Source organism: Leucobacter sp. 7(1) (assembly GCF_900163635.1).
Lineage (GTDB): Bacteria > Actinomycetota > Actinomycetes > Actinomycetales > Microbacteriaceae > Leucobacter.
The window spans coordinates 91,325-115,104 of record NZ_FUID01000078.1; the positions used below are offsets into that span (position 1 = coordinate 91,325).

A 23,780-nucleotide genomic window follows, 5' to 3' on the forward strand; every position below is an offset into this window, starting at 1 on the left:
GTCGCGCTCCTTCGGGTTCTGAGGAATCTAGCAGAACGGGCCCCGCTTCGGCGGGGCCCGTTCTGTGTTTCCGGAACCTCTACACGCGTTCGCGTCCGCGGCGTGCCACAAGCAGCACAAACTTTTCGAGGGCGTACTCGGGGTCCCGGGTGCCACCCTTCAGCAGCCACTCGGTTTCGGCAGCCTGGTCGATGCAGCGCGCGAGATCCTCTTCACGCCAGCCGCGTACCTCCCGCTGCGCGCGATCAACCTGCCAGGGGGCCATACCGAGCTCTTTCGCGAGCTGGCCGCCATTCCCCGTTGCCCCGTAGACCCGTGCCATCGCGCGGACCTTCATGTTGAGTGCGGCGAGCATCGGAATCGGGTCCGTGCCTGTTGAAAGCGCCTGTCGCAGCAGCACGAGCGCATCGGCGCCGCGCCCCGCGGTCGCCGCATCCGCCACACGAAACGCGTTCGTTTCCACACGCCCCTCGGTCGCACGCGTTACTGCACCCTCGTCGATCCGGTTCCCCACATCCGAGACGAGCTGAACGCACGCTCCCGCGAGCTCTCCGATACCCCCTGCGTAGGCGGCAACGAGCATGCGGAGCGCAGCCGGGCTAATCTGGGCGCCCAGCCGACGAAACTCTGCCTGGGCAAAGGCAAGACGGTCAGCGTCTTTCTTTACCTCTGCACAGGCGATCTCGACCGCACCCGGCGTGCCACGCCGCAGCAGATCGAGCAGCGCTTTGCCCCGCTGACCGCCGGCGTGGCGCAGCACGAGAACAGTGTCCTCTGCCGGATCAACGACGTAGCGCTTGGCGTCTTCGATGAACGCGTCCGAACTCTTCTCGACACCGTCGACACGCAACAGCCGCGGCTCGGCGAACAGCGAGGGGCTCGCAAAGGTGAACAGCTCCCCCGCGGCATACGAGGCGGCGTCGATGTCGTGGACTTCAAGATCCGGGTGCGTCTCGTGCAGCGCGGTCCGGATCGTTTGGGTGGCACGGTCAGCGAGGAACGCCTCTGGGCCACTCACCAGCACCACGGGTGCCGGGCGCGCGTCGGCCCAACCTACCTGGGCGATCTTCGTCGCTCCGGCTTTGGCTCCGGACTTGGCCGGTGCGGACTTCGACTGGGTTCCTCGCGCTGCTGCCACCCGTCCAGCCTAGCCGGGCCCACCGACAATCGACGCCACGCTGCTCGGTCACTTCGCGGGCCGCGCACCACTGCCCCAGATCCGCAGATCACCGGGTTCGCCACTGACGGCAATGTGGCCCAGCTTGTCGGTCCGGACCGCCCGGGTGCCGGCAGACGCAAGCCCTTCCAGCGTTTCCCTTGCAGGGTGGCCGTAGCGATTGTCCGCTCCGACGGAGATGAGTGCAAGTTCGGCACCAATGCGCGGCAGAAGCTCGGGGTCCTGATCACCGGAGCCGTGATGCGCCACTTTCACGACGTCTGCGCTGAGATGCGGCTCACGCCGGAGCAACTCCGCGTGTTGCTCCGCCCCGGTGTCTCCCAGGAGCAGGACGCGCATGGCCCCGAGTTCCGCACGCAGCACCAGGCTTGACGCGTTTGCGTTCGCGGGGTCGCGCCCTGCTGGCGGTCCGAGCACCCGCCACGAGGGACCCGGGGATCCGGGAGAGGATGCGACTCCCCCAGCGTCTCCCGCGGCCGCGGTCTCGACGGGCACCCCGGCGGTCACGAGTGTCCGCAGCAGTGGCCGGTCGTCCGCGGCTTCGCGGTGTGCAGGGGCAACGATTGCACGGTCCACCCTGTCGACAACCGCGCCGAGCGCGCCGAGGTGATCCTGGTGATCGTGGCTAATGACGAGGACCGCGATCCGGCCGACCCCGAACCGGGCGAGACACTCGGTGATCGCGGCCGGGTCATCGCCCGTGTCGACAAGCACCACCGATTCAGGCTCAGCGGGGTCGCGGAGCAATAGCGCGTCCCCCTGACCGACGTCGCAGACCACCACGCTCCAGCCGCCCGGCGTGGTGGCGCGTGTGGTGAGCGGCGTCACGAGAGTCGGCCCCAGCAGCGCTCCGACCCCGATTGCGGCGAGGCCCGCTCCCCATCTCGCTCCGCGCCGGCTGATGGACCGCGCGCCGAGCCAGGGTTCACGCCCGCCGCTGCGATCGGCACGCCCCGATCCCACCCACCAGGCGAGAGCGAGGGACAGTTCAGCCCCGGCGAGCAGGAGAGCGCCGGCCCAGCCCTCTGGCCACGGCAGGCGCGCTCCCGGAAGCGCTGAGGTCACCGCCGCCGTCGCTTCCAACCACCGCCCGGCCCATGAGGCGATTGCCAGGCTGAACGCGCCAAGCGCCGGCACGACCGGAAGCAGCACGAGAGCGAGTAGTCCCATCCCCGTGCCCAGTGGCGCGGCGGGTGCCGCAAGCACATTGGCGAGCACCCCCACGGCGGGGAGTCCGGGTTGAATCAGCAGCAGCAAGGGGCCGCAGGCGAGTTGAGCGGCACCCGCAACGGCAACCGGGAGGGCGAGCGACCTGGGAACCCGTAGCCGAGTCACGAGCACCCGCCGCAGCGTGGGCACGGCCAGCAGGATCCCCGCGGTCGCGGCAACCGACAGCGCGAATCCCGGGTGGAGCGCCTGCCACGGGTCGCGCACCAGAAGCACCACAACGGCGGCACCGAGCGCGGGCAATGCCACGGCACGCTTTCCCCCGTACCCGGACACCAGCACCACCACGGCCATCACGGCGGCGCGTTGCACGCTCGGGTCTGGCCCCACTACGAACACGAAGCCTGCCAGCGCGCCACCCTGGCCCAGTATCCGTAGGCGACGGCCTGCCCCACACCAACCCAGGACCCAGGCCATCGCACTCGTGACAAGCGCGCAGTTCGCCCCGGAGACAGCAACCAAATGGGTGAGCGACGCGTCACGCATCTGTTGATCCGTGTCCTGCGATACGAGGGCGGTGTCCCCGACGGCGAGGCCCGGCACGAGGTTCGCGCCCGGTGTCGACACCGCGGCAGCCCGGAGTCCCGCACGAAGCCGCGCCGCACTCGCCGCGAGCGGTCCGCCCGAACGCACTCCCGACACCTGTTGCGCGCGCATTCCCCATGCCGCGCTCCCGCCCGGATCGAGCTCAGACACCTCGCCCCGCAACTCGACGCGACTCCCCGGCCCCCAGTCCGCGCCCCCACACTCCAGACTCGGAGGTGCGCGCGCGGGAAGGTTCGCCTCGCTCACGTCAGGCTCGGAGCTTCCAGCAGTCAACTCTCGGAGGCGACGTGGTGCGTCGTCGTCCGTGGCAGTGTCTGAGCCGACGGTGTCATCTCCGACGGTGTCACCGCACCACACCACCACGGGCGTCGTCCCACCGGCCCATTCCCAGGACGCGGCAACCCACGGTCGCCCGCGTCGGTCGATCCCCGGATAGCCTGTCACGATGAGTTCGAGTGTGACAGGCTCACCGCTCTGAGCAGCCGCGCCGAGTTCGGGTGCCGACCGCGCACGCTCGACGCCATCGATACGGACCCCGAGCACCAAGAGGAGGGCACTCGCGAGCAGTACCGGCGCACGCATACCTGGCCACCGCGCTCCTGCCGACCGGTATTGGCTCCACTCCGCCCGGTGCCTCCGCTCCGATCGGTGCCGTCGCTCCCAGGGAATGAGTGTTGTCGCGCCGAGCAGAGCTCCTCCCACGGCGACTGGAAGTCCGCTGCCGGGGATCGCGATCGCTGCGGCAACGACGGCCCAACACACGAGCGCCGGGGCAAACAACCGCCAGACACCGGGCGGTTGTGTCACGGGCTCACCCGGGCTCGGAATCCATCGAGCGTTTTTGCCCCGATCCCAGGGACATCCGTCAGCGCATCAACGGAGGCAAATGGCCCGTGCTCAGTGCGCCACTCGATGATGCGCGCCGCAAGCGCCGGGCCGACCCTGGGCAGGGTCTCGAGCTCCGCAGCGGACGCGGTGTTGAGGCTCAGGGTTCCGGGGCCGAGCGGTTCCGCCGCGACCGGAGGAAGCGCCCCCGGCGCCGCACCCGGCACAGCCGAGCTCGACCCGGCGTCCTGGCCCCCGGGCACAACGATCTGCTCACCGTCGACCGCGAGCCGTGCGAGGTTCACACCGGTAAGGACGGCTGCCTCCGATGCGCCGCCCGCCTGTTCGACAGCGTCAATGACCCGGGAACCGGCGGCGAGTTCAACGATCCCCGGAGTCAGGACCTCGCCAGCAACGTGCACGATGACGGTGTCGAGAGACCCCGCAGCACGGTCCCCCACGTCACCCGGGTCACCGCGCGCCTCCGCCCCGGTCGCCTCGGAACCGTAGGTGTCCCGGCCACCGGTACCCGGCACCACGTTTGCTACTGTCGACGCTGCCCCTGATCCAGGGGCCTGGGCTCCTCTGACCTGCAACACGGCCACGATGATCGCGATCACCACGGCTGCGACGAATGCCACGACCCCAACCCCGAGGGGCGTGCCCACAGCGCGCCGGATCCTGTCACGAGCCGACGCGTCAGGGCCCCGTTCCAGTGCCGTGAGTCGCGGTCGTTGGTCTCCCGGCCCGCGTGCGCGTTCGTGCTGCGGTGGGTACTCGGTTGCGCGCCACACCGGATCAGCACTCGACTCAGTCGCTGTGCTGCTGCCGCTCGCGGGATTCTGTGATGTCGCTGCTCTGGAGGCCGCGCGCGCGAGCAACTGCTCCGTGCTGAGCTGGGCGGGTGCCGTTGAGCGCAACGGCTGCGCGGGAAAGAGCGGGGCTGAGGAATTGAGTTCTGAGGTCATGCGCCCACCGTAGGCGCCGGTTCCGCAGCGGAGACACGATCCAGGGCGCTTGTGGACAACTCCCGCTTCGGCAGTGCTACGGCGCGGCTGTGCAGGACGCTCGCTGCACGCTCTGCACGTATTCCCAGGCCCCCGGCTCATGGCGAGCTGAGACGCGCGCGAACGTCTCGGCGCTCTGAACACCCGGCCAGTCGGTCGGGAGGAGGGCAGCCGGCAAACCGGGGTCGGTGTACGGGATCGGCCTCCAGCGGTCTACCAGCTGCACATAGCAGGCGAACGACTCTGCCTGTTCCGAAGCCGGGGCGTCACTGCCCCCACTCGTCTGAGCAAGGAACTCCAGGTGCGCCGCCGCGAGGGCGTCCAGATCCCACCATCGCGCCACGGCGCCGGAGAGCGGTCCGTCAACTTCGGGCTGAGCCACCCGAAACAGCGTCGCCTCGCCGCGCGCCCCCAGGTCGTCGAGGATCTGCGCGGCCTCATCGGCAAGGTAGCCGGGACAGATCCAGAGCCCCGGGGCCACCGTGCCCGCACCGATCCACTGCAGACGACGCCGAAGCCGGCCGCGCACATCGCGCCGCGCCTCCGATATTGAGTAGGACACGAGACACCAGGGATCATCCTCCCCCATGCTCGGGCGGGAGAAGATACGCCGGTCGCCGCGCTCCAGCATGGGGAGCGCAGCCGGGTTCACTCGGTACCCGGCCGCATCGCGCCGTTCGGCGATCAGGAGCCCTTTCTGCCGTAGCCGCGCGATCCCCGTGCGCGCCTGCGGGCCATCCACACCGAGCGCCCCGAGCAGCCGGACAAGATCTGCCGCCGCGATCCAGCCGCCCAGGCGGCGCAAGTAGAGCCCGATAACGGTGCGCAGCAAGGATGCGACACTGCCCGGGCGGGCATCGATGTCGTCGAGAATCGGAAGTGCGGCGGTCATGCGCGACTCAGCTCAGGGCGTCGCGGATCGCGATGATGCCGTGCACGGTCTCACTGTGTGAGGTACTGAGCGGGGAGAGGCCGATCCGGATCCCATCGGGGTGCCGGAAGTCGGGGATCACCCCGATCTGCCACAGCTCCTGCACGATCGCTTGGAAGCGTGGGTGCCCCACGGTGACGTGCCCGCCGCGCTGCTCCGGCGCGCGCGGCGTGAGCAGGCTCACCCCAAGCGGGGCAAGCAGCGCATCGACAGCCTCGAGCGCCAGGCCGGTCAACGACAACGACTTCGCGCGGATCCCCACGATGCCTGCCCCCTCGATGAGGTCAAGCATGCCCTGCATGGGAACCATGCCCAGCACGGGCGGCGTGCCGCTCAGAAAGCGCCGCATGCCCGTCGCAGGCGCATATGCATCACGCATGCCAAATACGTCGCCGGCCCCCATCCAGCCCCACACAGGCTGCTCGGCGCGATCCTGCAGCGCCGCAGCAACGTAGCCGAACGCGGGGGCCCCGGGCCCGCCGTTCAGGTACTTGTATGTGCACCCGACGGCAAAATCAACGCCACACGCGTCGAGCTCGATCGGGATCGCGCCAACCGAGTGGCAGAGATCCCAGAGCACGAGCACGCCGCGCTCGTGCGCAGCCGCGGTGATCGCACGCATGTCGGCAATCGCACCGGATCGGTAGTCGATGTGGTTCAACACGAGCAGCGCGGTGCGTTCGGACACAGCCTCAGCGACCTCCGCGGCACTCACGCCCGTGAGCGCATTGCTGGGGAGCCTGCGCAGTTCGAGCCCGTGCGCGGCGGCGACGCCCTCGGCGACGAAGCGGTCCGTCGGGAAGTTCGCGGCCTCGATCAGGATCTCGCTGCGGCCGGGCTGCAGGGAAACGGCGGCGCTCATCAGTTTAAAGAGCATCACGGTTGTCGAATCTGCGACAACGGTCTGGCCCGGAGCGGCACCGAGCGTGAGCTCGCCGATCCGGTCGCCGAGCGTGAGCGGCAGTTCCATCCACTGCTCGTCCCAGGATCGGATCAGCCGTGTGCCCCAGTCCTCCCGCACAAAGGTAGCGAGACGTTCGGCGGTATCACGCAAGGGTCGTCCGAGCGAGTTCCCATCAAGGTACGCGGAGACCCCATCCGCGGGGGCAAAGCGGTCCACGTAGGCCGCGAGCGGGTCCGCACGGTCGAGCTCCGCGGCACGCGCAAGTAACTCTGCTGCCGCTGGGTGGGCTCGGGGCGTCAGTGGGGCGGGAGTCGGATCGGTGGGAGTCTGATCGGTGGGAGTCGGATCGGTGGGAGTCGGATCGGTGGGAGTCGGATCGGTGGGAGTCTGATCGGTGGGGGTCATGGCTGCTCCTTCGGTGCGGGGCGAGTCGTGTCGGTCTGCTGGGAGGGGCTGCTGGATCGCCGCAGCGTGTCGGGCTCGCCCAGATCTGCGCGCGTCAGCGGCCGCGCCGCGGCAACGTCGAGGTCGTGAACGCTGGTGCCTGGGATGAACACCAGGCTCGTCTCAGGGAGCTCGGGGTCCGCGGGAGTGAGCGCGGCGAGGATCTCGAGCGGGGTGAGTCCCGCGCTGCGTAACCCGGCCAGCTCACGGGGATTGAGCCCGACGGGCAGCGGGCCGTTACCGAGGTCGGTGCCGTAGCGAACACTCCCGCCAAGCGCGTGGAAGCCGGCGAGATTGTCGCGGGCGATCTCGAACGCCGTACCGCCCGCGCCCCAACCGTGCACGTCGAGCGTCGAGATCCAGATCACAGTATCGGCGTGCGCGCGCAGCTCCGCGGGACCCAACCGTTCACTAAAGGGTGTGTGCGCGAGCATGCGGGCCCCGAGACGTTGCACTCGCATCGCCTCGCCGTGCCCTTCGGCGTGGGCGACAACCGGAAGTCCCGCGGCATCAGCCGCCGCAACAATCGCGCGGAACAAATCATCGCTCAGCACGGGCCCTGCGGTCGCGTTGCTCGCGACCTTAATGACGCTCGCGCCGTGCGCGGCCATCTCTGCAACGGCGGCCGCCGCCGCCGCGACATCCACGAGCTCCCGAAACGATCCGGCGGGTGCCCAGGCGCGGTCGCTCGGGTAGCCGCCGGCGGCGGTGAGGAACGCGCCCGCAAAGTCCACGCGCACGCCTCGCGGCGGGGCGTCGCGGTACTCGCGTACGCGTTCGGGGTGCGCGCCGAGGTCGAGCACGCGCCCGAGCACGCCTGCGGCGAGTTCACCGGGTGCGACAAGCTGGAGGTGCACATGCCAGTCCGTGAACTGGCCCACGACAAGTCCGTCGAGCGGCTCAGCGGCGGGGGCGATTCGGTCCGGCACTCCCGGGGTCAGTCGCCACTGCCCCCTCGCGGACTCGGCAACTGTGCCACGCCGGATCAGCCCGTCGCGATCGCGAAACCAGACCTCGCTCACGAGGGGATCCGTGTCCGGACGGCGAACAGCTCGGGGAAGAACGTGAGTTCGAGCGCCCGCTGCAGGAAGCCCACGCCGCTGGATCCGCCGGTGCCTGTTTTCATCCCGATTGTCCGCGCAACGGTGCGCATGTGCCGGAAACGCCAGAACTGGAAGTTGTCCTCGAGGTCTACGAACTCCTCGCAGGCCTCGTAGAGATCCCAGTGGCCGGTGTGGTCTGAATAGATCGAGACAAAGACGTCGACAAGCTCCTCGTTCATCTCGTAGGCCTGGGTGACATCGCGCTCCAACACCGCGGCTGGGACCGGCAGGCCGCGCCGGGCCATGAGGCGCAGCAGTTCGTCGTACAGGCTCGGCTCGTGCAGTTCTGCCTCGAGGAGCGCGTGATCCGCGGGGGCCGATTCAAAGACCTTTAGCATCCGTGCGTTTTTGTTGCCGAGCGCAAACTCGACAGCCCGGTACTGGACAGATTGGAAGCCGGAGGAGTTCCCGAGGCTCCCGCGGAACTGTGCGTACTCGCTGGGCGTCAGGGTTGCGAGCACGGCCCACTGCTCGGTCAGCACCTCCTGAATTTTCTTCACACGGGCCACGGCTTTGAGCGCGCCCGTGAGGCGATCTGCGCGGAGTTCCTCACGGGCGTGGCGCAGCTCGTGCAGCACAAGCTTCAGCCACAGCTCAGAGGTCTGGTGCTGGATGATGAACAGCATTTCGTCGTGGTGCTCGGGTGTGCTGATGGGCTGTTGAGCCGCGAGCAGCGTGTCGAGCTTGAGATAACTCCCGTAGCTGAGCTTCTCCCGGAAGTCGGTGACAACGTCTTTCTCGATCTCGCGGGTGTTGCGCTCGACGCTCATGGGGGTGCTCCTCTTCGAGGTGATGGGCTTTCAATATAACACTTCAGGAACGAGCGGCTCCAGGATGATGCAATGTTCATACATCCGATCTATTTCATCTGACTAATGTAAGGTAAGACTCACTTGTTCGCCGTCCCGAGGTGCCGATGTCCCTGCTTGCTTTGCGTCCTGCGCTCATCCCGGAGGCCCCGCACACACGGGCCCCACGCCCGGCGCCTTCCATACCTGCAACGCCCGAGCACAACGTCCGCACCCCGTATCTACTCACCACAAGCGTGCATGAGCCGCACCGCGCAGTCACCTGGCCACCCCATGCGCACCCGGAGCACGAGCTCCTGTGGACTGACCGTGGCGTCGTCACAATGCTGGCCGCCGGCCGCCAATGGACCGTCACCCCCGGGATCGGCCTCTGGATCCCCGCTGGCTTCGAGCACGAGGGTGCCACGCGGGACAACACCGAAGCCCGTGCCACATATTTCGCCACCGCGAGCTGGGACCGACCGTGGGACGAGCCCGTCGCGGTGCGGGTGGTCCCAGCGGTGCGGGAGCTCCTGATCCACATTAAGCGCGCACGCATGACCGAAGCACAGCGCCTCCGCGCGCAGCAGGTCTGTGTTGACATGCTCGAATTGACGCACTCAGCGCAGCTCGATGTCCCCATCCCCATGGACCGCCGGATCACGCTGCTCGTCGAAATGGTGTTGCATGATCCCGCAGACGATCGCTCGCTCGAGCAGTGGGCATCGCTGCTCAACATGACCGCGCGCACACTGACCCGGATCTTCACCGCTGAAGTGGCCCTCAGTTTTGCGCAGTGGCGGCGCCTCGTCCGTATGCGTGCGGCTATTGGCGAGCTCGCGGATGGGGCCAGCGTGAAGTCGGTGGCGCATCGCGTGGGGTACAGCACGACAAGCGCCTTCGTCACTGCCTTCCGCAAGACCGTCGGCTGCACGCCCGGGGAACTCGCGGGTCAGCTCTAGCGCAGCACGGTTCCCGTTGTGTCCGGTTCGCGACACGCTCTGTCCCCCGTCCGCCGCGCGCGCGCCATAGCGTCGATGAGGGGCCGCACGCTCCGACCGTACACACACGCCCAGGAGGGTGCCACACCACATGTCGATCTCCGCTCGGCCAGCCCCACCCACCGCATCGACGCTGGCCTCCGCTGAGGCCCCCGCCGCCCCGGCATCCTCCGCGGCTCTTGCGGCCGCCTCGCGGCCGGGGCTCGTTCGCGGTGCCGGACCGCGAATCGGCTGGCTCCTGCTCGCCACAGTTGGGTTGCTCGGTGTCACGGTGCTGAGCGTGATTGTCGGCGCCCGGGACCTCCCTCTCGCCACTGTGTGGGAGGCCGTAATCTCCCGCCAGGCCATCGAGACCCACTACGTGGTGTGGGATCTCCGGATCCCCCGAACACTCGTCGCGATTGTGGTGGGAGCATCGCTCGGCGTCGCTGGCGCACTCGTGCAGGCGCTCACCCGGAACCCGCTGGCCGACCCGGGGATCCTCGGGGTCAACTCGGGCGCAGCGTTCGCGGTGACAGTCGGGGTTGGCGTGTTCGGCCTCTCGTCAGTAGTCAGTACGATCTGGTTTGCGTTCGGCGGAGCCCTGATCGTGACTGTCGCGGTCTACGCGATCGGGGCCGCGGGCCGTGGCGGTGCGGACCCCATGCGACTGGTACTCGCCGGTGTCGCGCTCGGTGCCGCGCTCAGCGGCGCCACGAGCGCACTGACCCTCCTCGACCCCAGCGCGTTCGATAAGCTGCGCAATTGGGGGGCCGGATCAGTTGTCGGCCGGGAACTCACTCAGGTGTGGCCAGTCCTCCCGTTTCTCGCTGTCGGTATCGTGCTGGCACTCTGCATGGCGCAGACACTGAACGCGATTGCACTGGGCGAGGACCTTGCCTCCGCGCTCGGCGCAAATGTACTCCGCACCCGCATTATCGTGATCATCGCGGTCACCCTTCTCGCTGGCGGTGCCACGGCGATCGCGGGCCCCATCGGATTCATCGGGCTCATGGTCCCCCACGTCGCGCGCTGGATCACCGGCCCCGACCAGCGCTGGATTCTCGCATTCACGCTCGTCCTGGCACCGATCCTCCTGTTGCTCGCCGATATTGCCGGCCGGATCCTCATGCGTCCAGCCGAGATCCCAGTCGGTATCGTCACCGCGTTTATCGGTGCCCCCGTACTCATCTTCCTGATCCGCCGCCGACGTCTGAGCCAACTGTGAGCCGACTCGACTTCGGCCGTCGTGTCCACCGCATCCGCATCCGCGGGATATGGCTCCGGTGGGACGTCCGCACCACACTTATCGGTGTGGCGCTCGCCCTCAGCTGTATTCTGCTCGCTTTCCTTGCCCTCGTCAGCGGCGACTACCCGTTGACCCTCGGCGAAGTCAGGCACGCGCTCTTCTCCGGGGTCGACGACTTCACGCGCACGGTTGTGGTCGAGTGGCGCATGCCCCGCATCGTTGCAGCGATCGTGTTCGGTGCGGCGTTGGGTTCGAGCGGCGCGGTGTTCCAGTCGCTCACCCGCAACCCCCTCGCGAGTCCAGACATACTCGGCTTCTCGGCGGGCGCCTACACGGGCGCGCTGATCGTGATCATCGTGCTCGGTGGGAGCTATCTGCAGGTCGCAGCCGGCGCGCTCATCGGTGGGATAGGAACCGCGGCGCTCGTGTATCTCCTCGCCTTCCGTCGTGGAGTGCAGGGATTCCGTCTCATCATCGTCGGCATCGCGATCTCCGCGATGCTGAGCTCGGTCAACACGTGGCTCACCCTCACCGCCGATCTCGATACCGCCATGGTCGCTGCGGTCTGGGGTGCGGGTTCGCTGAACGGCATGACGTGGCAGCAGACAGGAATCGGCAGCATCCTTGTCCTACTGCTCCTCGTCGCCACGCTTGTGCTGGCGCGGCCGCTGCGGCAGCTCGAGCTCGGCGACGACGCAGCCCAGGCGTTGGGGGTCCGCGTCGAAGCAAGTCGACTCATCCTCATGCTGCTCTCGGTTGGGCTCATCGCCGTGGTGACTGCAGCCGCCGGGCCCGTCGCCTTTGTGGCGCTCGCCGCCCCGCAGATCGCGCGACGTTTGACCCGCACGCCAGGCGTGTCCGTTGCCTCGGCTGCACTCATGGGTGCCGCCATGCTTATTGCTTCCGACTATCTCGCGCTCCATCTGCTCCCCGCGATGTTGCCGGTCGGCACCGTGACCGTTGTCGTCGGTGGTGCCTATCTGATCTGGCTCTTGATTCACGAGGCACGGCGTTTGCCGTAGCACGCCCACCCACCTGTCCACCCGCATTGGAGGCCCCGTGGCCCACACGCTCAGTCACTCCGTACCCCGCTTTCCGAACGCCGCGCTCCGCGTCGCGCACGCCACGATCGGATACGAGCGCAAACACATCTCCGAGGACCTGTCAGTCGAGATTCCCGACGGTTCGTTCACCGTAATCGTCGGCCCGAATGCCTGCGGTAAGTCCACGCTCTTGCGTGCTCTCGCACGGCTTCTCACACCAAGCACCGGCGAAGTACTGCTTGACGGGAAATCGATCGCGTCCTACCGAGCCAAAGAGGTCGCTCGCCGCCTCGGACTCCTCCCGCAAACCTCAATCGCGCCTGATGGGATCACCGTCGCCGACCTCGTGTCGCGTGGCCGGTACCCCCACCAGGGCCTCATCCGGCAATGGACCGATGCCGATGAGGCCGCAGTGCTCGACGCCCTCGAGTCAACCGGGACCACGGAGCTTGCTCCGCGCCTCGTTGACGAACTCTCCGGCGGTCAGCGCCAACGCGTCTGGGTGGCGATGGTGCTCGCGCAGCAGACGCCGCTGCTGCTACTCGACGAGCCGACAACGTTCCTCGACATCGCCCACCAGTACGAGCTCTTAGAGCTCTTTACCGATCTCCACCTCGCCGGGAACACGCTCGTCGCGGTGCTCCACGATCTGAACCAGGCAGCCAGGTATGCCACCCACCTCATCGCGATGAAGGACGGTGCCATCGTTGCGACAGGCACCCCCGAGGAGGTCGTGACCGAAGCACTCGTCGAAGACGTATTCGGCCTGCCTTGTCGGGTGCTCCCCGACCCGGTGACCGGCACTCCGACTGTCGTCCCGTTGGGCCGCGACCGCGCCCCACGCCAGTCCCCCGATCGCGGAGCAAGTCCCGAACGCGATGCAGATCGTCCCCCTCGCGCAGTGCCCGCTCTCTAGCGTTGAGGCGAGGGGCGCGCACGCCCCGACCCGCACGCGGCACCGGGCCGCGCTCTGACCCCAAGGAATTACATGCCTGTCACGCTCCTCTCGCCCACACAAGCCCCCGCCTCAGCCGCACGGCCGCGCCTCCGCCGGCACCTCGCGGCCTGGGCGTCGGCAACCCTGGCGCTCGGACTCCTCGCGGGATGCGCTCCGGCCGCAGAACCCGCGAGCGTCGGATCGAGCACCGAGCCGGACACGACGACCGATACGATCGCGTTCTCCTACGAGGGCTACGAAGCGAATATCCCTGCGAACCCCGAGCGCGTCGTTGTGCTCGACAGCCGCAGCGGCTTAGAAATGGCGCTGCTCGCGGACTATCCGATCGTCGCCACCGCGTATGGCACGGACAGCCCGCTCTCCCCGCTGATTGACGACGACGTGGCCCACCTGAAGAACAGCGCTTTCGACCTGAACCGCGAAGAGATCGCATCTTTTCAGCCCGACCTCATCGTCGTGGGCGTGGGCTGGTGGAACTACTACGACGGCGAGGACTTCAAGCTCAACGAGATTGCTCCAGTGCTGGCGGTGAATGACGGCATCGACGTCGCCGGCGCGACGCCCGAAGAACCCTTTGCCGCGATGACGGATCAGCTCAGCCTGCTGGGACGCGAGGACAAGGCGGACGCCGCGATCGCGGACTACGAGACGGCGGTCGCCGAGGCCAGGGATCGCGTCGCTCACTACACAGAGGGAAAGATCGCGAGCGTGATCCATTCCCCGGAGGACAATTTCACCGTCATATCCGGTGATTCGGTCTACCAGGTTGTGCTCCCCGCACTCGGAATGCAGATCCTCGACAACAAAGAAATCTCAAGTGCGCCAGCGAACCAGAACGGCGACGGCCACATGCTCAGCTACGAGAGCGCTGTCAGTGCCCTCGGCGACGCGGATCTCCTCTTTGTGTTCAAGGCGGACGCCGGCACCGAGCTTGAGCCGCTCCTGAAGCGCGTGCCCGCCGTGGAGCGCGGCGACTGGATCGACGGCAACCTTGCGGAGCGCTTCGGCTTCGCGCTCACGTACACGAGCTTCGTGACCGGCGTCGCGGACGCTGTCGAGCAGTTCCCCGACTTCACGCCCGCCGCGTAGTCCGGCACCGAACTCCCCCACACACAGTGGCGCCCCCGGAACCGACACGGTTCCGGGGGCGCCACTGTGTGTGGCCCGCGGCTTAGGCGGGCTTTGTCGCGATGCTCACGATCTTCGGGACGCGAACGATCATATTCACGATCACCCGGTCCCCGATTGCGCGCTGCACCGCGGCAGACGCACGGGCCGCGGCCTCGGCCTCGGCCTCGGTGACGGCGGCGGGCAGAGTGAGCCGGTCGCGCACCTTGCCGTCGACCTGCACGACCAATGTAATCTCGTCCTCGACAAGCAGCGCCGGATCAGCCTGCGGCCAGGTCACGAGCGCTACGGTCGGCTCGTGGCCGAGCTTCGCCCACATGTCCTCGGCCGCGTACGGCGCGAACATCGAGAGGATCATCGCGATTGCCTCGGCCGACTCTCGGACCGCGGGATCAGCCACACCCGCGCCCGAGTCAATTGCCTTGCGGGTCACGTTGACCTGCTCCATGAGACGGGCCACGACTACGTTGAACTTGTACGCCTCGACAAGGCCGGGGGCATCGGCAAGCAGATGGTGGGTGGCGCGGCGCAGCACCTTGTCGCCGCTCGCAGCGTCGGACCCGACGGGGGCGCCTGCGCGCTCCACGTCGTCGGCCACGCGCCAGGCGCGTGCCAGGAACTTCGCGGAGCCCTGGACCGACACGTCAGCCCAGTCGATGTCGTCCTCGGGCGGGCCGGCAAACGCCAGCGTTACGCGCAGCGCGTCAGCACCGTGCGCCTGCAGTTCGCTCGCGAACTCGACGAGATTGCCCTTCGACTTCGACATCTTGGCACCGTCCTGCAGCACCATGCCCTGGTTGAGCAGCGAGGTAAACGGCTCTTCGAAGCTCAGGTAGCCGAGATCGTGCAGCACCTTCGTGATGAAGCGCGAGTACAGCAGGTGCAGGATCGCGTGCTCCACCCCGCCCGCGTACTGATCGATCGGGCCCCACTCGCGCGCGAGCTCAGGATCAAAAGCCTGCGTGGCGTCGTTCGCGGAGAGGAAGCGCAGGTAGTACCACGAGCTGTCCACGAACGTGTCCATCGTGTCCGGATCGCGGGTCCAGGTCTCCCCCGTCTCGGTGTCCGTGACGGTGCCCCACTCGGTTGCGGCACCAAGCGGCGAGCTCCCCTTCGGCTTCAAATCCAGACCCTCAGAAGCGGGCAGTTCCACGGGCAGGTCTGCCAGGTCGACGGGTCGCATGTCTCCGTCAGCGCTATGCAGGATCGGAATGGGCGTGCCCCAGTAGCGCTGGCGCGAGATGAGCCAGTCCCGCAGGCGGTAGGTTGTCGCCGCGCGGCCGGTGCCGCGGGCCTCAAGGACTTCGATTGCCTTCGCGATGGCTTCGGTCTTGCCGAGCCCGTCGAGTTCGGCGGAGTTCACGAGCACACCCTCGCCCGCCGTGGCCACGCCACTTTCTGCGGGATCCGGCAGCGCCGCGCCGTCTTCGTCGCGCACGTCAACGACAACGCGCACCGGCAGCTCGAATTTGCGGGCAAAGTCAAGGTCACGCTGGTCGTGCGCCGGCACGGCCATGATCGCGCCGTGGCCATAATCAGCGAGCACGTAGTCGGAGGCCCACACGGGGATCCGCTCGCCGTTCACCGGGTTGACCGCGAAACGACCCAGGAATACACCCGTCTTCTCGCGCTCCGTGCTCTGCCGCTCGATCTCGGTCTGCTTCTGCGTCTGCTCCAGATATGCCTGGAACTGCATCCGTACGTCCGCGTCCGCATCCACCACGAGTTCGGCCGCGAGGTCCGCATCCGGGGCGACAACCATGAAGGTCGCGCCGTGCAGGGTGTCGGGGCGGGTGGTAAACACGGGGACCTTCTCGCCGCGTCCCTCGATCTCAAACTCAACCTCGGCCCCGCGCGAGCGGCCGATCCAGTTGCGCTGCATGTTCAGCACCTTGGCGGGCCACTGGCCCTCGAGCTGATCCAGGTCGTCGAGCAGGCGGTCAGCGTAGTCCGTGATCCGGAAGTACCACTGCGTGAGCTTCTTCTTGACGACAATCGCGCCCGAGCGCTCCGAGGTGCCGTCGGCGAGCACCTGTTCGTTTGCGAGGACCGTCTGGTCTACCGGATCCCAGTTGACCCAGCTTGCTTTGCGGTAGGCGAGGCCCTTTTTGTACATTTCGAGGAACAGCCACTGGTTCCAGCGGTAGTACTCGGGGTCGCTCGTGTGCAGCACCCGGCTCCAGTCGAAGGAGGGCGCGTACTGGCGGAAGCTTGCCTTCTGCTGGTCGATGTTCGCGTAGGTCCACTCGCGGGGGTCGATCCCGCGCTTGATCGCCGCGTTCTCGGCGGGCAGGCCGAACGAGTCCCATCCGATCGGGTGCAGCACATCGTAGCCCTGGCCGCGCCAGTAGCGGGCCATCACGTCGCCGAAGCAGAACGCCTCAGCATGGCCCATGTGCAAATCGCCCGACGGGTACGGGAACATATCGAGCACGTACTTCTTCGGGCGGTCAGAGGCCTCCGCGCCCACCTCAAACGGCTTCAGCTCGTCCCAGACGGGGAGCCAGCGATCCTGAATCGCTTGGAAGTCGTAGCCTTCGGCTTCTTGGCCCTGCTGCTCGGTCACACACACCTCGATCTTGGTTCGGCTCGCCGCACTCGGGCACGGCACATACGGTCCAGGATACCGGGTTCGCGCCGCCCGCCGGGCCGCGCGCTGCCCCACCTTCGGAGACTCGTCCACGAGGGCCCTGGAGCCCTCTCATTTTGAGTGGTAGTTTCACTACCATGAGTCCTACCATTGATCGCGCGGGGCGACTCGTAGTACCCAAGCAGTTTCGGGACGCGATGGGCCTCACCCCGCACACACCCCTCAGTTTCGACATCGTCGCGGGCAAGCTCGTGATCGAGATCATCCCCCACGACCACGCCGTCGAAATCGAGGACGGACTGCCGATCATTCGCAGCGAGCGTGATCCCAAGGCACCACCCCTCACCGACGAGCTTGTCCGCGAGTTGCTCGAGGAGGCCCGGGATGACGGCATCGCTACTCTCTTGTGACACGAGCGTGCTGGTCCCAGCACTGCTGCCCGGGCACATGCAGCATCGCGTCTGCCGCACCGCAATTCGGAAGGTCAGCGTCATCCCGGGGCACGTGCTCCTGGAGAGCTACCGCGTACTGACCACGCTCCCCGGCCGGGATCGGGTCACACCATTTCAGGCCGCGGCCGCGCTTGACGCGCTGCCCTGGGATGTAGTGAGCCCGCGTGACGCGGACCCCCGCGCTCTGATCCGCGAGCTTGCCCGCGACGGGCGTCCCGGCGGGCCCGTCTATGACGCACACATCGCCGCCAGCTGCCACGCTGTCGGCACCACGCTCCTGACCCGGGACCGCCGTGCGGTGCCACACTACGAGCTCGTTGGCCTCAGCTACCGCCTAGTGAGTGACGACTAGCCCAGGGCTTCTTCGGCAAGCCGGGCAAGGATAGGGCCGGCCTTCAGATGCTTCTCGGCGACCTCGAAGGCCTCACGCGAATCAGCGGTGATCCCACCGCCGGCACCGACGAGCGCAGCACAGGTTGATCCGGCACCGACTGATCCGGCACCGACGGATCCGGCACCGCGCAGCTCCACGCTGCGGATCGTCATTGCGAGCTCCGCGTCGCCGTCACGGTCCACCCAGCCAAAGCACCCCGCATAGAGCCCGCGCGGACCGGCTTCGAGCTCGGCGAGCAATTGCACCGCACGACGCTTCGGGGCACCAGTCATGGAGCCGCCCGGGAAACACGCGGCGAGCACATCGGGCAGCGCCCGTCCTGGCGCAAGCTTCCCGGTGACTGTGCTCACAAGCTGATGCACGTGCGGGTGCGTCTCAACGCGCAAGAATCCGTCGACGGCGACCGTGCCTGGCTCGCACACGCGGGACAGGTCGTTCCGCATGAGATCCACGATCATGAGGTTCTCCGCACGCTCTTTGGGGTCTGCCGCGAGCTCGGCTGCGAGTACCGCGTCCGCTTCCGGCTCCGCCCCGCGCGGTCGGGTCCCCTTGATCGGGTGGGTCGCGACGCGGTCTCCCCGGATCGACAGGAAACGCTCGGGGCTCGCACTCACGAGCGCACGGTCAGAGGTCACGATCACGCCACCACGCAGCGCGGTGCCGCCCGCGCGCAGCCGTAGGAACAGGTCAAGCGGCGCGACGCGCGTCGTTGTCTCCGCTGTGTCCGTCAGGCAGAGCACGTATGCCTCACCGTCCCGGATCGCCCGCTTGCACGCGGCAACCTCGGCAGCGTACTCGGCGTCGTTCCGACGCCAGGCCACCGGGGCGTGGTGCGCAGTTGATCCTGCAGGAGCAGCGGCAATGGTGGCTGCGGCGGCGCCTGAGCCCGAGTCGGCGCCCGAGCCAGAGTCGACACCCGAGTCCGAGTCGGCACCCGAGCGTGCCGACCCACCCCCGGGCGCATCGAGCAAGCGCCCGTACCGCGCGAGCCACGCGTCGATTGCTGCCTCGCTGTCAGCGCGGAGCTCCCCGATTTCACCCTCGACGGGGTCTTCTGCCGTGCCATCGACGGTGCCATCGGTGGCGTTCCCCCCGGGCTCGTCGATCGCGAGCACAGCGTCGAGCCGGAGCGCCAGCCCGGGTGCCGTGGTGTCCGGTGCCGGGACCTCACCAAGGAGGGCGATTCCCAGTTCATACCCGAGAGCCACGACCCAGCCCGAGGTGAACCCCTCGCGGAGCGGTTCACCGGACTGCACGCGCGGGGCTGCCTCATCGCTGAGCCCGCGGAGAAACTCCCGCTCGCGACCGAGCTCAGCGAGGCGCGTTTCCGCCGCGATCCCCAGCAGGCTTGTGCGAGGTTCCCCGGGGGCTGCGGCGTCCCCGTCCAACCAGCACCACGCCGCAGCCTCGGCCGCAGCGCGCCGGGCGAACCCTGCGGCACCGCCTGCGACGCGCACCGCCCGGCGTGCGCCCGCCGCTACCCCATTCTTCACCTCGCCAGTGTAGCGGCGCACAACCTGCCGGACTCCTCCTGGGCGGCCGGTCGGGCTGCTACGCTCGCGACATGAACGCCCCCGCTCGCACCCTGCTCGTCGCAGATTCGTTTCGGGTTCGCGTGAACGAAGGAGTCGCTGAGGTGCGCGGCTTCGAGCGGCACCTCGATCGGTTCGCGGCTACTGTGTTGGCGGCCTGCGACGAGTCGGCAGACGTGCCGGAGTGCACCGTCGATGGCGATTCGGGCGACGTCGATCCGATCGGGCTTCCCGCCCTCGGAATCCCCGAAACCCGCGCATCGCTGCCAGATTTCATGCGCGACGCTCGCGAGCGCATAGCGGCCTACGGCCGGGGCTTTCCCCGCCTGGAGCTGTGGCGGCTGCCAAGTCACGAGCTCGCGCTCGACCTCGGGCTGCGCCCGCTCCCTCAGCTCATGGATACGATCCGGCTGCGAAGTGCCGGGGCCGTGCGGCTGGTGCACCCCGAGCGCAAGGGCCCGAACATCGCGACGCTCGGCGCGCTGAACCGCGAGCTCGGCGGCGAGGGCTTGCTGCAGGACGAGTCCGGAAACGCGGTGGAGGGGGCCACCACAAGCCTGGTGTACTGGCCCGCGGCGTCGGGCACCGAACTTGGCTCCGGCCCGGGTGTGGCATTGGGGCACGTCATCGCGACCGCTGCCCGGGTGCCGTCGATCACGGAGGCTCTGCTGCGTGCCGCGGCCGAGCGCTCCGGCGCATCGTACTCGCTCACACCGCGCAGTCCGAGCGTCCCCGAGCTCCAGGGTGCCGAGGTCTGGGCCGTCAACGCACTCCACGGGATCCGCCCGGTCACCCACATCGACGATGTCACTCTGCCCTCCCCCGCACCCGAGCGCCTCGCCTGGTTCCTCGCCGCCCTCGACCGAAACTGGACCCCGGTGCTCGGCGGATCAGACCACACGCTGGCGGGCGATCCGGCACACGTTCCGGCGTAACATCCGACGCAAGATCCGACGCAAGATCCGACACCACCCAACCCGAGGGAGATTCACCAACCCGAGTCGTTTTCCCGGGGATTTGACTCGCGCTGGCGAAAAGGCCCATGTATGGACGATTTGAGGGCGGGACACCACCCCGGGAGTTATCCCGCGGCCGGGGCGACGAGTTCCAGCCGGGCTGCGTCAATACCCGCAGGAAGTTCCGTGTGCGTGATCAGCACAACGGCCCGGTCGGCTGGCACCGCCCCCACAAGGTCGGTCAGCAAGCGATCGGCGAGCTCCCGATCCACGCCCGCCGTCGGTTCGTCGAGCACCACGACAGGGAAGTCCGCGAGCAGCGCCCGGGCAAGCGCGATGCGCTGTGCCTGACCGCCGGATACGAGGCCACCATGTTCGCCCACCGCAGCGTCGAGTCCGCCTCGTGATCGCGCCCACTCCCCGAGCCCGACGCGGTCGAGTGCCGCCATCAGTTCCTCGTCCGTGGCGGTATCCCGTGCAAACTTCAGGTTTTGCCGCAGGTCGGCGTTGAACAGGTGCGGGAGTTGTTCGCAGAGGCCGACGGTGCGCCGCACCTCCGCGATCGGGAGGTCTGTCACCTCGACTCCGCGCAGTCGATACGAGCCTCGGTAGTTCAAAAAGCGCACGAGGGCGAGCGCCACGGTGCTCTTCCCCGCGCCGCTCTCGCCGGTGACCACGAGGGTCTCCCCGGCCTGGAGCGCAAAACTCAGCCCGCGCACCGCATCTCGGGAGGCGCCCGGATGCCGCACGGCGAGCTCGCTGACCTCGATCAGGGGTGCGGCCGGGTTGCCGGAGCCACCGCGCGTGTGCGCCGGATCGGAGGCCTGCTCGGACCTATCCCGCGGGATCTCGGGCGCGAGCTCTCCCTCGGTGAGCTGCGCGACGCGGTCGGCGCTCGACTGCACCGCCCGGCGGGCCGCGAGCGCGGTCGGGACCTGCGCGAAGACCTCGAACACGGCGGCGGGAACCACAACAGCTGCCGCGAACAGGGGTGCGGAAAGACCATCGCTGAGAGCGGGCAGCAGTACAAGCAGCGTAGCGACCGAGGCGATCCCCGACGCGGCCGCCAGGATCGCTCCGGTGACCCCCGCGGAGCGGGCTCGGCGCAGCTGGACCGTGGACAGGCGCGCCTCAGCGGCGGTAATCCGCTCCCGCTGCTCCCCCACTGCGCCAAACGCGGCGAGCACCTCGGAAGCGGCGAAACGCTCAAGCAGGGCGTCGACGAGTCCGGCACGCGCAGCGCTCAGCTCACGGTCCGACGCGCCGGCGCTGCGCTGGGCGAGCGCCACGGCGAGCGCCCCCGACAGACCCAGCACCACGGTGAGCACCGCCGCCGCGCTCGGCGAAATCAGCGCAACCACGACGATACTCAGCCCAACCACCACGGCGCTCACGAGGAGCGGCTGCCGCACCCGAAGCGGCTCGTCCTGGAGCTGGTCAACATCGTCGACGAACGCAGCGAGCACCTCCCCGCGGCGGTGCGATTCGATCGCCCCGGGAACGCGCGGAATGAGCGCGCTGAAGGTGTCCGCGCGCAGCGTCGCGAGCTGGGCGAGCGCCGCATCGTGACTGAATAGGCGTTCCGTGTACCGGAACGCGGCGCGGCCAATCGCCAGCGCGCGCACCCCAACAATCGCGAAGGTCAGGTGCAGGATCGGGGGCTGCTCCCCCGCCCGCACGATCAGCCACATGCTGAGCCCGAGCAATGCGACGACGCAGGCGTCGGCAAGCATGCCAAAGGCCAGTCCGGGAAAGCGCCGCTGTCGCGATGGCATCGCCCGTTCGAGGACGGCGCGACGCGCATCGGGGGTATCGCGAGTCTGGCGAGGGTCGCTGTTCATCGGGCTGCCTCCGTCGCCTGTGCTGCGGTGATGGTGACGATGCGATCGGCGGCATCAAGCACCGCGGGTCGGTGACTCACGACAAGCACTGCTCGTCCGGCCGTGGCCTCTGCGCGCAGCATGCGGCAGATGCGCGCTTCAGTTGCACGATCCAACGCCGAGGTGGGCTCGTCAAGCACGAGCGCGGTGTCGGGGCCGAGCGTCCACGCCCGGTACAGGGCGCGGGCGATCGCGATGCGTTGCGCTTGGCCGCCGGACACGCCGGCCCCCACGGCTCCGAGTTCACGCTCCGCGGGCATCTCGGTCAGTTCGGCGGCGTCGAGTGCGCGGCGCACCATGCCATCGTCTCGGACCTGCGCGCCCAGCGCCACATTGTCCGCGATCGTGCCCTGCAGCAGGCCGGGACGCTGGCCGGCCCAGGAGATGTTGGCCGGGCGCACGAGTGATCCCGCGGCCGGCGTCACGAAGCCCAGCAACGCCGCGAGGATCGTGGATTTGCCCGCACCCGATGGGCCCGCGAGGACCACGAAGTCCCCCGGGCCCACGTCGAAGCTCACCGGGCCGACCACCCCGCGCGTGCCCCGGGCGAGATGCAGCTCGGCGGCTCGCAGCGAGCCGTCACCCGATTCCGTCACACTCGCGTTGCGCATCTGCGTGCTCGGGGCGTCCGCACCCTCGATCAGCGCGAACACTTCCCCGGAGGCCGCGAGACCCTCGGTTGACGCGTGGAACGCAGCCCCGACCTGGCGAATAGGAATGAAGACCTCGGGCAGCAGGAGCAGCACGAAGAGGCCGAGCGCGAGCGGGAAGTCACCATTGACGAGCCGAGTACCCACGGTCACGGCGACAAGTGCGATGGAGAAGGTGCCCGCGAGATCCAGCACAAAGCCGGAGAGGAACGTCACTCGCAGCACCTTCATTGTGCGCGAGCGGTACTCCTCGGTTTCGGCCGCGATCCGGGCCGATTGCCGCCCTTCCCGCCCGAAGATCTTGAGTGTCGCGAGCCCCGCGACGGCGTCAAGGAAAGAGGACGACAGCCGCTGCAGTTGGGCCCACTGCCGGTCCTGCACGGCCTGCGTTGCCATCCCGATGAGGATCATGAACACCGGGATAATCGGAAAGACGATCAGTACGGTGATGCCGCTGACGGGATCCGCGAGCAGCACAGCAAGCACAAGGATCGGGGTCGCCACCGCAGTCAGAATGAGCTGCGGCACGTAGCCGGAGAAGTAGCCATCGAGCGCGTCGAGGCCGCGTCCCAGCGTCGTCGCGAGCTCGGCATCTGAGCGGCCATCGGAACGTTCAGGCGATCGTGTGTCGACGGCGTCGAGGGCGGCGGCTCGCAGCTGGGACTTGACGCGCACCGCACCGCTCGCCGCGACGGTGTCCATGCCCCACGCGGCTGCCGAGCGCACGCAGAGTGCGACGAGCGCCCCGGCAAGGAGCAGCGGGAGCTGTTCAGGAGCGGGTGCCCCCTCCGCGATCCGACCGGGATCCGCGCCGTCGTTCCCCAGCACGGGCAGGGCGACGGCCACGATGGACCGGGCAAGGAACCAGCACCAGGCGAGAATCGCAAGCGTGCGGATGAGCCCGAGCACGCCCCCCAGCGCAAACACGCGGCGTGAGGCGCGAGCGTATCGCAGGAGCCTCGGATCAAAAGGTTTCACGAATATCCTGAGCAGATCGGAGTGGGCGTGGCCAGTCT

Annotated in this window: 19 protein-coding genes; 8 read left to right on the top strand and 11 right to left on the bottom strand. The window is 68.3% G+C overall.

Annotation, left to right across the window (positions count from 1 at the left end; all coding sequences use genetic code 11):
- Positions 1 to 79 precede the first annotated feature (79 nt).
- The 7 genes from holA to kynA form a co-directional block, all read right to left on the bottom strand.
- The gene (gene holA / locus FM113_RS14855) at positions 80 to 1,138 is read right to left on the bottom strand and encodes a DNA polymerase III subunit delta (RefSeq protein ID WP_087015604.1); all 1,059 of its coding nucleotides are present in this window, start codon (positions 1,136 to 1,138) and stop codon (positions 80 to 82) included.
- Positions 1,139 to 1,186: 48 nt separating this feature from the next.
- Complete coding sequence (locus tag FM113_RS14860; protein WP_140393385.1) at positions 1,187 to 3,757, bottom strand: ComEC/Rec2 family competence protein; 2,571 nt, start codon at positions 3,755 to 3,757, stop codon at positions 1,187 to 1,189.
- Entirely contained in the window at positions 3,754 to 4,743 is a 990-nt protein-coding gene (locus FM113_RS14865; RefSeq protein ID WP_176387251.1) for a ComEA family DNA-binding protein, read from the bottom strand. Before FM113_RS14865 ends, FM113_RS14860 begins: the two co-directional genes overlap by 4 nt.
- 76 nt (positions 4,744 to 4,819) lie before the next feature.
- Complete coding sequence (locus FM113_RS14870) at positions 4,820 to 5,674, bottom strand: PaaX family transcriptional regulator C-terminal domain-containing protein (protein WP_087015607.1); 855 nt, start codon at positions 5,672 to 5,674, stop codon at positions 4,820 to 4,822.
- A 7-nt stretch (positions 5,675 to 5,681) separates the two neighbouring features.
- Complete coding sequence (gene kynU, locus FM113_RS14875; RefSeq protein WP_087015608.1) at positions 5,682 to 7,022, bottom strand: kynureninase; 1,341 nt, start codon at positions 7,020 to 7,022, stop codon at positions 5,682 to 5,684.
- On the bottom strand, positions 7,019 to 8,083 hold the full coding sequence (locus FM113_RS14880) for a hypothetical protein (protein WP_087015609.1): 1,065 nt from the start codon (positions 8,081 to 8,083) through the stop codon (positions 7,019 to 7,021). Before FM113_RS14880 ends, kynU begins: the two co-directional genes overlap by 4 nt.
- Positions 8,080 to 8,934 carry a tryptophan 2,3-dioxygenase gene (gene kynA / locus FM113_RS14885; RefSeq protein WP_087015610.1) on the bottom strand — a complete coding sequence of 285 codons (855 nt, stop codon included), beginning with the start codon at positions 8,932 to 8,934 and terminating at the stop codon, positions 8,080 to 8,082. Before kynA ends, FM113_RS14880 begins: the two co-directional genes overlap by 4 nt.
- Before the next feature lie 146 nt (positions 8,935 to 9,080).
- Between kynA and FM113_RS14890 the strand changes: the two genes are divergently transcribed.
- The 5 genes from FM113_RS14890 to FM113_RS14910 all read left to right on the top strand — a co-directional run bounded on the left by FM113_RS14890 (position 9,081) and on the right by FM113_RS14910 (position 14,271).
- A complete protein-coding gene (locus FM113_RS14890; protein ID WP_087015611.1) occupies positions 9,081 to 9,914 on the top strand; it encodes an AraC family transcriptional regulator in 834 nt (277 codons plus the stop codon).
- Positions 9,915 to 10,044: 130 nt separating this feature from the next.
- The gene (locus FM113_RS14895) at positions 10,045 to 11,160 is read left to right on the top strand and encodes an iron ABC transporter permease (RefSeq protein ID WP_087015612.1); all 1,116 of its coding nucleotides are present in this window, start codon (positions 10,045 to 10,047) and stop codon (positions 11,158 to 11,160) included.
- Positions 11,157 to 12,203, top strand: coding sequence for an iron chelate uptake ABC transporter family permease subunit (locus FM113_RS14900; RefSeq protein ID WP_087015613.1), 1,047 nt, complete (start codon positions 11,157 to 11,159; stop codon positions 12,201 to 12,203). The genes FM113_RS14895 and FM113_RS14900 overlap by 4 nt, the downstream gene beginning before the upstream one ends.
- 106 nt (positions 12,204 to 12,309) lie before the next feature.
- Positions 12,310 to 13,140, top strand: coding sequence for an ABC transporter ATP-binding protein (locus FM113_RS14905; RefSeq protein WP_254909033.1), 831 nt, complete (start codon positions 12,310 to 12,312; stop codon positions 13,138 to 13,140).
- A gap of 72 nt (positions 13,141 to 13,212) precedes the next feature.
- Positions 13,213 to 14,271 carry an ABC transporter substrate-binding protein gene (locus FM113_RS14910; RefSeq protein ID WP_087015615.1) on the top strand — a complete coding sequence of 353 codons (1,059 nt, stop codon included), beginning with the start codon at positions 13,213 to 13,215 and terminating at the stop codon, positions 14,269 to 14,271.
- Between the two features lie 82 nt (positions 14,272 to 14,353).
- Here the strand turns inward: FM113_RS14910 and leuS are convergent, their stop codons facing one another.
- Positions 14,354 to 16,876 (bottom strand): leucine--tRNA ligase, encoded by a 2,523-nt coding sequence (gene leuS, locus FM113_RS14915; RefSeq protein WP_087015633.1) that lies wholly within the window; start codon positions 16,874 to 16,876, stop codon positions 14,354 to 14,356.
- A 161-nt stretch (positions 16,877 to 17,037) separates the two neighbouring features.
- Between leuS and FM113_RS14920 the strand changes: the two genes are divergently transcribed.
- Both FM113_RS14920 and FM113_RS14925 read left to right on the top strand, forming a co-directional pair.
- Complete coding sequence (locus FM113_RS14920; protein ID WP_087015616.1) at positions 17,038 to 17,310, top strand: AbrB/MazE/SpoVT family DNA-binding domain-containing protein; 273 nt, start codon at positions 17,038 to 17,040, stop codon at positions 17,308 to 17,310.
- Positions 17,285 to 17,704, top strand: coding sequence for a PIN domain-containing protein (locus tag FM113_RS14925; protein ID WP_087015617.1), 420 nt, complete (start codon positions 17,285 to 17,287; stop codon positions 17,702 to 17,704). The genes FM113_RS14920 and FM113_RS14925 overlap by 26 nt, the downstream gene beginning before the upstream one ends.
- Here FM113_RS14925 and FM113_RS14930 read toward each other — a convergent pair.
- Positions 17,701 to 19,239 (bottom strand): anthranilate synthase component I family protein, encoded by a 1,539-nt coding sequence (locus FM113_RS14930; RefSeq protein ID WP_254909028.1) that lies wholly within the window; start codon positions 19,237 to 19,239, stop codon positions 17,701 to 17,703. The two genes, FM113_RS14925 and FM113_RS14930, sit on opposite strands and share 4 nt — an antisense overlap.
- 71 nt (positions 19,240 to 19,310) lie before the next feature.
- On the opposite strand from FM113_RS14930, the gene FM113_RS14935 reads away from it, so the two are divergent.
- The gene (locus FM113_RS14935) at positions 19,311 to 20,213 is read left to right on the top strand and encodes an aminotransferase class IV (protein WP_087015619.1); all 903 of its coding nucleotides are present in this window, start codon (positions 19,311 to 19,313) and stop codon (positions 20,211 to 20,213) included.
- Positions 20,214 to 20,359: 146 nt separating this feature from the next.
- On the opposite strand, the gene cydC is transcribed toward FM113_RS14935, so the two are convergent.
- On the bottom strand, positions 20,360 to 22,075 hold the full coding sequence (gene cydC, locus FM113_RS14940; protein ID WP_087015620.1) for a thiol reductant ABC exporter subunit CydC: 1,716 nt from the start codon (positions 22,073 to 22,075) through the stop codon (positions 20,360 to 20,362).
- Complete coding sequence (cydD, locus tag FM113_RS14945) at positions 22,072 to 23,742, bottom strand: thiol reductant ABC exporter subunit CydD (protein WP_087015621.1); 1,671 nt, start codon at positions 23,740 to 23,742, stop codon at positions 22,072 to 22,074. Before cydD ends, cydC begins: the two co-directional genes overlap by 4 nt.
- Positions 23,743 to 23,780 lie beyond the last annotated feature (38 nt).